Here is an 8,889-nt window from a genome sequence, read left to right as displayed (position 1 = left end):
CATGGCGTTGATGGGGTAGGCGGCCTTGTCGGTGGAGAGGCACACCACGCGCTCCACGCCCTCCTCGATGGCGGCGTGCAGCACGTTGTCGGTGCCGATCACGTTGGTGCGCACGGCCTCCATCGGGAAGAACTCGCAGGACGGCACCTGCTTGAGGGCCGCCGCGTGGAAGACGAAGTCCACGCCTCGCATGGCGTCGCGCACGGACTGGGCGTCGCGCACGTCGCCGATGAAGAAGCGCACCTTGGAGGCGAGCTCCGGCGAGCGCTCCTGCAGGCGGTGGCGCATGTCGTCCTGCTTCTTCTCGTCGCGGGAGAAGATTCGAATCTCACCCAGGTCGCTCTCCATGAAGTGCTTCAGCACGGTGTTACCGAAAGATCCCGTGCCGCCGGTGATCATCAGTGTCTTGCCGGAAAACGCGTCGCTCACGCCTGCTCCTTTGCAAGGTCGACGAGCAGTCCCTCGAGCGTGTCGAAGAACCGCTCCTTCGTAAAATGTGTCTGGTAGTACGAACGCGCAGCACGCCCGAGATCGTCCCTATCGCCTCGCGAGGCAAATTCCCGCGCGATACGGGCTAAGCCCTCTGCATCTTGAATGTCACAACACAGGCCACAGCCCGCCTCGTCGATCACACGCTTCGTTTCACCTGATAGCGCCGCCAACACGGGCTTTCCTGCGGCCAAGTAGCTCTGAACCTTGCGAGGCAGTGTATATGTAGCCATGGGACTATCGGCGAACGTCACGACCATCGCGTCAGAGGCTGCGTAGTAGGCGGGCATCTCCTCAAGAGGATGCCTCCCGTGAAAAGTAATGTTTGCGAGTCCGAGTCCACGCGCCGTTTCCTCGCACTCGGCCAAGGCGGATCCCGACCCGACCACATGCCAGGCAATACCCGGGTCATCCCTGAGGAGGGCAGCTGCCCCGACAATTGTCATGACCGACTGGGCCTGGCCCACATTGCCCGCAAAAGTTAGGTTAATCTTCGCCGGGTTGTAGCCTGCTGGCATGGGCGTATCGTCACCGGTAAGGAATAGATCCTCCGCGTACTGCGGCAGGTAAGCGGAGTCGGGAATGTTCAAGCCGAGTTCTCCGCGGAAGTAGTCATCAAATAGCGGCGAGGTCACTGCGATGCGGTCTGCCTGCGAGTAGATGCGCTTCGAGACAGATCGCATCCACTTGAACGGCAGGGAGTCTTCATTAAAGCCTCCCGCCAACAAGCTCGCAGGCCACAGGTCAAAACAATACAGCAGCATCTTCCTGTGATGCCGCCTTGCATAGGTCAGGCCAGGGTCAACCTGCATGACCGGGGAGAACTGGTACCCGAGTACAACATCGAAGTCCTCGTCCAGCGAGCGCGCCAACTTGTTTCCGTTGTGCCAGAACGACAGATAATTGCGAATTCGGTTGCCTGCGCCCGACTTACGGGGATGAAGGGGCGCGCGCAGAATACGCACCCCGTTATGCTCCTGTACGCGATTCTCGCCATTATGCCACTCGGCGGGGATATCGCCATCAGGCATGCCCGTGTTAGGTAAGCCCGTGAGCACCGTCACCTCGTGGCCCCGGCGCACAAGCCCTTCGCACACATCGCTCGTGTTGAACGGCTCCGGCCAGTAGTGCTGGCACACAACAAGGACACGCATCAGCGTGCCCCCTCGCCGGTGATCATCGTCTTGAGCGTGTGCCAGATAATGCCCCAGTCCATCTTGAGGCTTCTGTTCTCGATATACGTGATGTCGAACAGAGCTTTTTCCTTGGGCAGCAGATCATATCCGCCCGACACCTGAGCAAGCCCGGTCACCCCCGGGCGCACCATCGTGCGCTGCGACCATCCATGGATGCGCTTCTCGAACTCCTCGTGGAACGCCGGACGCTCCGGTCGGGGTCCGATGAGACTCATGTCTCCTCGTACCACATTCCAGAACTGAGGGATCTCATCAAGACGCGTCTTACGTAGGAACTTGCCCGTCTTCGTTACGCGAGGATCGTCCTCAGTCGCCCATTGGGCGCCTGCCACCTCAGCATCAGTTCGCATGGAGCGGAACTTATATATCTTGAAGACCTTACCGTCGAGGCCCACACGGCGCTGGGCAAAGATGACGGGGCCCGGTGACTCGGCCTTGATCTTGCAGGCGATAATCGCCATGGGGATGCAGAGGAGGACAAGCGCAGCGAAGCACGAGGCCACATCGAAGGCGCGCTTGATAAAGCGATAGGCGGCACTCCCTCCTATATGGTCAACCCGAGGAAGAACAACGACCTCTTCGTCGGGGAGAAGCTTCTTGAGCACCTCGGGAGCGATGCCGCTCTCGGAAAGCTTTGGCGTGCGATTGAGAGCGTCGAGAACTCTCTTCGTCTCATCGCGCGTTTTGGCATCTGCGACAGCCTCGGCGATGTCTCCGAGAACAGCGAACTCCCCGCATTCCCGATCGCCCGGATCTCCCACGCCAACCCCGGCTTCAGTCCCCGTGACCGCGCGCTGCTCCTCGCTATTCACTTTTCTCTTTCTTTCGGACAATCTCGAGTCCTAGCTTGATCATCTTTGTGCGCCCGCACATCGTTACGTCGAGATAGGCAAGCCGCTTGTGGCGGTCAATCTTCTTGATCTGCGCCGTCCGTCCCATGAGCGGGCCGCTGAGCACGATGATCTCATCGCCCTCGATGTAGCCCTCGGACATCGCCACCACCTGGCCGCCGCCGAGCAGGCCGAGCTCGGATCCCGCGCCCGCCTCGCCCGGCCCCAGAAACGCACGCAGCCACGCTATCTCCCCTGCGCTCAGCGGTACCCACCGCTCGCCCGTGCTCAGCACGCGCGCATAGTTCGGCAGGCTCCGCAGCGCCTCGTCCAGCCGCCCCGGGTCATCGCTCACCGCGAAGACGTAGCCCGGGAACAGCACGTTCTCGACGCGCCTCCGCACACCGCGGAAGCTCTTGGACAGCTCGACACGCGGCACGAAGCACCCGGTACACAGATCATGGCCAACCCGCTATTCGATAAGGGAGAGAAGCGCCCGCTCCTTACCACCTTCGGTCTGGATGACATAGACGGCCATAGGCATCCCTCCCTTGTCACTTCAGGGGATGCTTCGCGCCGCATGGCAGATCCCATAACCCGCAACAGGCCCAAGCTGCGCCCCAAGGAAAGGAACGCCTCCGGCTCGCGCAGAAAGGAAAACCTGCCCGCAGAGGAGATATGCAAACTCTCGCCCGCTCCCGGAACGCGCGCCCAGCGACGATTCCAAGCAGACGAGATATGTGGTGGCACGCGCTGCCAGACGAAGGTTCGACCTTCGGTTCAGGCGGCATTCAGCTTGCCTTGTATGCCTTTTATACAGCCTGGAATATGAGTGTCAACTCAATGTTCATGACGAGCAACGCCAATGTAACGTTTGCCGAGCTTGACTCGCGCGCGCCACGGGTTCCCCACACGCGCGACGCCTATGGTGCGCGATGCTTGCCCCGCACGGCATAGCGCTCGCATGCCTGCGCCAGCCACCGATAGTGTTCCACGCGATGGGCATCGCTCGCGATGTAGTCGTAGGCAAGATCGTCAAACAGCTTGATGGCCGTGCGCCTCCCCTTGCCTCCGAGGCGTCCTCCGGCCACAAAGTCTGCCGACGCCTGCAGGCTGCATCCCATGCGACGCAGGCTGCGCGCCAGCGAGGGGTCGCGCTGGATGGCCTTGTAGCGCTCGGGGTGCGCGATGATGACGTGGTAGCCGCGCCCCTGCAGCTCGAATATCGTGCGCTCGTACGTGCGGAAGTCCGCCGCCGTCGCGCCAACCTCAAGCTCGAGCAGGAACTCGTCGCTCCCGTCGAAGTGCAGGCGATCGGCCCACTCGCTCAGCCCCAGCTCCATGAGCTTCGTGTGGTTGACCTCGAAGCCCATCTGCAGCGGAAAGCCGCCCGCGTAGCGGACGAGCTCGTCGTAGGCATCCCACATGGCGTCGAAATCGAAGTACGGGCTGCGACAGTGAGGCGTGCACGTGATAGACGTGATGCCCACGGCCTTGGCTGCCTCGAGCATCGCGAGGCTCTCGTCAAGATCGCGGGCACCGTCATCGACCCCGGGAAGTATGTGGCAATGCAGGTCGCGCATCTGCTAGCGGGAGAAGCGCTTGCCCGTACGCGACGCGTCGACCGCCTTGCTCGGGCTCGCCGGCACGAGGGGGCGAGCAGCGCGGGGGTTCTCCGCAGCAGGCTCAGGCTCGACAGGCTGACGCGCAGCCTCACCGCGCCGAGAGTGGGCCGCGTGCGAGCCGGCGGACTCAGCGCGCGCTTGCGTCGCCGCCCCCTGGGACTCACCCGCGCCCTTCTCATAGCTTTCGTAGCCGTAGCCGTACGAGGCGCCCTGGTAGTCGCAGAAGTTCATGACGACGCCAAGCACGGTGGCGTCAGCCTTCTTGAGCTGGTCGTACGTCTTGGCCACGGCATCGCGCGGCGCAAAGCCCTCGCGCACAACGAGCAGCGTGCCGTCGACAAGGGCCGCAAGCACGGCGGCGTCGACGAACGCGCCCACCGGAGGCGTGTCGAAGAGGACGTAGTCATACCTCTCGGACGCATCCGCAAGGAACGAGCGGAAGCGCTTCGACGCCAGGACGTCAGAGGGAGAGGGGATGCCCGGCTCGCAGTCGAGGAAGAACATGCCCTCGGGCGTCGAGGGGACGATCGCCTCATCGAGCGTTGCCTGACCGATAAGCACGGAGTACAAACCAGCGCGGCCCCGCACGCCCAGCATACCCGCCAGACTGCGGCGGCGCATGTCGGCCTCCACGAGCAGAACCGTCTTGCCGCTCGTGGCGATGGCCTGCGCGAGATGCATGGCGATCGTCGACTTGCCCTCGTTTTCGACGGCAGACGTGATGACCAGCGTCTTGATGGGATTATCGACGCCAGCGAAGCGAATGTTGGCGAGCAGCGTCTTAGCGGCGTTCTGGGCGGCAGACGCGCTGCGGGCGTAGTGCTTGCGCTTCATGGCGCTTACCTCCTGGACTGGTACGCGGGGAACTGGCCCAGAACCGGGATGCCGAGCAGCTCCTCGGCATCTGCGGCGTTGCGCACCTTGTTGTTGAGCATGTCCTGCATCACGACGATGGCCACAGCGACGAACAGGCCCGCGAGCAGGGCGACGGCCACGTAGAGCTTGCGGTTGGGACCGCTGGGATCGTCGGGCGTTATGGCCTCGTCAACGACGTTGACGCTCTTGACCTCCATGACCTCCTGGGCGACGTCGGACACGTCGGCTGCGATGGCGTTGGCGATGTCGGCCGCCGTCTGGGCGTCGTCGCCCGTGACGGTGAGCGTAAGCACGCGCGTCGTTGTCTCGCTCGTGACGCTGATGTCATAGCCGTTGAGGTTGGCGAGACCAAGCTCGCTCGCGGCATCGCCCATGACGCGGTCGCTCTTGATGAGGGCGGCGACGTCGTTCGTGATCATCTGGCTTGCGTTGAGCGACGTCTGGAGGTTGAGAGATGCATCCTCGGACTGCGAGGCCAGCACGTACATGCTCGTCTTGGCCGTGTACTGGTTGTCCATGACGAGATAGGCATACAGGCCCATGGCGATGGCACAAAGCACAGGCAGGATGATGACGAGCTTGAGATGGCGCTTGAGCAGTTGCAGCAGTTCGAGCAGTGTCATGTCGGGCCGTCCTCCAGATCCGCCGTCGCGACGTTACGCCATCATACCAGCCCACACGGAACCAGCCTGAGGGCGACAGCGCCCGTCACGCGGCAGTCGTGAGGCATATGGTGAACAGTTTGCGCCCGCGGGGACCGTCTCGCAAGGGCCCGAAGCCGTATCCGACAAAACTAACCGCGCCCAGAGCATGACGGCAGCAGGTTGTGGACGAGAGGCGAACGGGACGCGGGGCAACCCTGAGCCTTCCGCTTTTTGGCTGGACGTTGAGCGCAATCGGCCCCATCGCCGGCAAAGTGGCAGATACTGGATTGCATGTGTCCCAACGGCGGGGCCACGAACGCAAGCGCAGGCGAGCGCGAAGGGAGACCGAACGCATGGGAAAACATAGTCAGCCAATGACCTCGGGCCAGCCACAGCGAGGCATGGCCCCGGCAGGCAAGCGCTTTGCCCCGGCGAGCAGCAACGCCGCCACTGCCTATAGCCGCGCGTCCAACCCGTATGAGAATCCCAAGAGGCGCGGAAACGCGCGGCACACGATCCTGTTCGCGGTCCTCGGCGTCATCGTCGCGCTTGTCGTACTGCTCGGCGTGTATGCGGCGCTTCTCGGATCCTCGGCGCTCAACGTCGTCGACCAGGCAAAATCCCTTGTCCCGACAGTGGAGCGCATGGTATCGGGCGTGAAGTCGGGTGATACAGGCACGCTGCAGAGCGACGTCCAGGAGCTCCAGGCGGGCGTGGAGGCCATCCAGGACGAGACGTCCGGCATCGTCTGGGACATCGCTGAGCTCATCCCCGTCTACGGGCAAGACGTCGCCGGCGCTCGCACGCTGCTCGTCGCAGCTGGCGAGGCGGTATCCAACGTTCTCGTTCCCGCAGCAAGCACGCTGGAATCCCACCCGATCAGCGCCCTCATACAGGACGGCAACATCAACGGCACGGCAGTCAAGCAGCTGTGCGACACGCTAGCCAGCGTCACGCCCGCCATCAAGGACGTCCTCACGACAGTCAGCAGCGTGGGAACGTTCCATATCTCCCAGATCAACGACGCCCTCGATCAGGTGCGGGGGCCCCTCAACACCGCCAACCAGCTGCTCGACGAAAACGGCGACGCCATCCGGCTGCTCCCCGACATCCTGGGCTGCAACGGGGCGCGCAACTACCTGGTGATCGCACAGAACAACGCCGAGATCCGCGCGACGGGAGGCTTGCCCGGCGCCCTCATGCCCGTGACCGTCGACAACGGGTCCTTCTCTTTCGGCGAGATGGCCTCCCTGTCCGACATCATCGACATCGCTCAGTCCCCCTTCGTGCTCACAGATGACGAGACGCTTCTGTTCGGCGAGTCCCTGGCAACGGTGCCCGCAAACATGACATACACGCCCGACTTCTCGCGGGCTTCCCAGCTGCTTATGCAGACATGGACCATCCTGAACGGCATCGAGTTTGACGGCGTGATCGCCGTTGACCCCGTCTTCTTCCAGCATGTGCTCGCCCTAACAGGCCAGGGCGTCACGCTTTCGGACGGAAGCGTCATCGACGGCACGAACGCGGCCCAGGCGCTCATTTCGGATACGTACTGGAACTACGGCGAAAACGAGGAGCTCATGGATGAGCACTTCGCCGAGGCTGCGCTTGCAGGTTTTGACGCCATTCGTTCCAGTGCCGGGTCGATGGATCTGTCGAGCCTCTTGGACACCGTGCTGCAGGGCATAGACGAGGGGCGCTTCCTTGCATACTCGATCGTCCCCGGTGAGGAGGCCCTCTTTGAGCGCCTCGGCTGCTCCGGCACGCTGGCATCGGATCCGTCCTCTCCCGTGCTCGGCGTTTACCTCAACGACAGTACGTGGAGCAAGATCGACTGGTATCTCGACTTTGGAACGAACATCACCGGCTCGTCCCAAAATGCAGATGGCTCAACCAGCTATCAGGTGACAACGTGGCTTTCGAACACCATCACGCCCGAGGAGGCCGCGTCCGCCCCTGAGTACATCACCGGGCTCAATCCCGAAAAGCTCGATGTCTCCGACATGCTCACGACGCTCTATCTGTACGCCCCCGCAGGCGGGTCCATCACCAACGTGAGCGTCGACAGCTCAAACGCCTCTCTCGACCCGATATTCTCGGACGCCATGCACGATGGCCTACCCGTTGTGTTCGGCCTCGCCCACCTCCTTTCGGGAGAGAGCGTGTCCGTTTCGTACACCGTAACAACCTCCCCCCAGGCGGATAAGGATCTCGTCATTCGATCCACGCCGACGACGCGGGGCTAGACGAGAGGAAGCATCCCGATGAAAGGTATCGTCCTGGCCGGCGGGTCCGGCACGCGGCTGCACCCGATGACGCTCGCCACGTCCAAGCAGCTGCTCCCCGTCTACGACAAGCCGATGGTGTACTACGCCCTCTCGACGCTGATGATGGCCGGCATTCAGGACATCCTGCTCATCTCGACGCCAGCGGACCTGCCGAACTTCGAGCGCCTGCTCGGTGACGGGTCGCGCTTCGGCATCCACATCTCATACAAGGTGCAGCCCTCCCCCGACGGCCTCGCTCAGGTCTTTCTGCTCGGCGAGGAGTTCATCGCGGGCGAGCCCTGCGCCCTGGTGCTCGGCGACAACATCTTCTACGGACATGGCTTCTGGCACACGCTCCTGCGCGTCGCCACGCGGCGGGCGCAGCAGCCCGGCGCCACGGTCTTCGGCTACCAGGTGGAAGATCCGGAGCGCTTCGGCATCGTGGAGTTCGACGCCCAGGGTCGCGCCATCTCCATCGAGGAGAAGCCCGAGCACCCCAGGAGCAACTACTGCGTCACGGGCCTGTACTTCTACGACGAGCGCGTCTGCGAGTACGCCAAGACCATCAAGCCCTCCGCGCGCGGCGAGCTCGAGATCACCGACCTCAACCGCATCTACCTCGAGCAGGGGCAGCTGGACGTCGAGACGCTCGGGCGTGGCTTTGCCTGGTTCGACGCCGGCACCGTGGACTCCCTGCACGAGGCGGCGGACTTCATCTGCCTGGCCGAGCGCCACACCGGCCTCAAGATAGCCGCGCTCGAAGAGATCGCCTTCAACAACGGATGGATCGACGCCTCGCAGCTCATGATCGTCGGGCGCTCCATCGGCAAGTCCGACTATGGACGCTACCTCATGAAGATCGCCGAGCGAGCCCTGGCAATGGGCCCCGCGGCGAGTGCACCGTGCGCGCCGGCCTCGTCTGCCGACGACGACGGCGCGCTCTAACTCGCCAGCTCACC

The 8,889-nt window shown here is 63.2% G+C and carries 8 protein-coding genes and 1 pseudogene; 2 read left to right on the top strand and 7 right to left on the bottom strand.

The annotated features are described in order from the left end of the window. From KHZ24_04780 to KHZ24_04750, 7 genes and pseudogenes are all read right to left on the bottom strand, one after another. Positions 1-399, bottom strand: a 399-nt coding sequence (locus tag KHZ24_04780) for a polysaccharide biosynthesis protein (GenBank protein ID MBS5450512.1), incomplete at its 3' end; no start/stop codon positions are given. 26 nt (positions 400-425) lie between these two features. Beyond that, a complete protein-coding gene (locus KHZ24_04775; protein MBS5450511.1) occupies positions 426-1,643 on the bottom strand; it encodes a glycosyltransferase family 4 protein in 1,218 nt (405 codons plus the stop codon). Continuing rightward, a complete protein-coding gene (locus KHZ24_04770) occupies positions 1,643-2,290 on the bottom strand; it encodes a sugar transferase (protein MBS5450510.1) in 648 nt (215 codons plus the stop codon). The genes KHZ24_04775 and KHZ24_04770 overlap by 1 nt, the downstream gene beginning before the upstream one ends. A gap of 199 nt (positions 2,291-2,489) precedes the next feature. Continuing rightward, positions 2,490-3,053, bottom strand: a pseudogene (gene loaP / locus KHZ24_04765) (antiterminator LoaP). Between the two features lie 385 nt (positions 3,054-3,438). Further along, a complete protein-coding gene (locus KHZ24_04760) occupies positions 3,439-4,098 on the bottom strand; it encodes a phosphoesterase (GenBank protein MBS5450509.1) in 660 nt (219 codons plus the stop codon). 3 nt (positions 4,099-4,101) lie between these two features. Beyond that, positions 4,102-4,974, bottom strand: a complete 873-nt coding sequence (locus KHZ24_04755; GenBank protein MBS5450508.1) for a CpsD/CapB family tyrosine-protein kinase — start codon at positions 4,972-4,974, stop codon at positions 4,102-4,104. Between the two features lie 5 nt (positions 4,975-4,979). Then, positions 4,980-5,639, bottom strand: coding sequence for a lipopolysaccharide biosynthesis protein (locus KHZ24_04750; GenBank protein MBS5450507.1), 660 nt, complete (start codon positions 5,637-5,639; stop codon positions 4,980-4,982). A 374-nt stretch (positions 5,640-6,013) separates the two neighbouring features. Between KHZ24_04750 and KHZ24_04745 the strand changes: the two genes are divergently transcribed. Both KHZ24_04745 and rfbA read left to right on the top strand, forming a co-directional pair. Further along, the gene (locus KHZ24_04745) at positions 6,014-7,909 is read left to right on the top strand and encodes a DUF4012 domain-containing protein (protein ID MBS5450506.1); all 1,896 of its coding nucleotides are present in this window, start codon (positions 6,014-6,016) and stop codon (positions 7,907-7,909) included. 18 nt (positions 7,910-7,927) lie between these two features. Then, entirely contained in the window at positions 7,928-8,875 is a 948-nt protein-coding gene (gene rfbA, locus KHZ24_04740; protein MBS5450505.1) for a glucose-1-phosphate thymidylyltransferase RfbA, read from the top strand. The last annotated feature ends 14 nt before the right edge of the window (positions 8,876-8,889 follow it).

The sequence above is a fragment of the Coriobacteriia bacterium genome (assembly GCA_018368455.1).
In the GTDB taxonomy this organism is placed as follows: Bacteria; Actinomycetota; Coriobacteriia; order Coriobacteriales; family UMGS124; genus JAGZEG01.
This window is presented reverse-complemented; position numbering and strand designations above follow the sequence as displayed.